Annotated in this window: 1 protein-coding gene; it reads left to right on the top strand. The window is 73.4% G+C overall.

Annotation, left to right across the window (positions count from 1 at the left end; translation table 11 throughout):
- The coding region (locus tag E0D90_RS26310; RefSeq protein ID WP_130800373.1) for a ketoreductase domain-containing protein at positions 1-241 on the top strand (241 nt) is incomplete at both ends.

The following is a 241-nucleotide window of genomic DNA, read 5'->3' as shown; positions in this document are numbered from 1 at the left end:
TCGTGGAGGCGTGTGATGTCTCGGACCGGGAACAGGTGCGGGCGCTGCTGGAGGCGATACCGGAGAGCGCCCCGCTGGCCGGGGTGGTGCACGCCGCCGGTGTCCTCGACGACGGGGTGTTCGCGGAGCTGACGCCCGAGCGGATCGACGGGGTGCTGGCGCCGAAGGCCGACGCCGCCCGCCACCTCCACGACCTCACCCGCCACCTCGACCTCGCCGCCTTCGTCCTCTTCTCCTCCGC

This window comes from Streptomyces otsuchiensis, from assembly GCF_004305975.1.
GTDB lineage: Bacteria > Actinomycetota > Actinomycetes > Streptomycetales > Streptomycetaceae > Streptomyces > Streptomyces otsuchiensis.
Note: the sequence above shows the minus strand (reverse complement) of the source record. Positions and strands in the feature narration are given on the sequence as shown.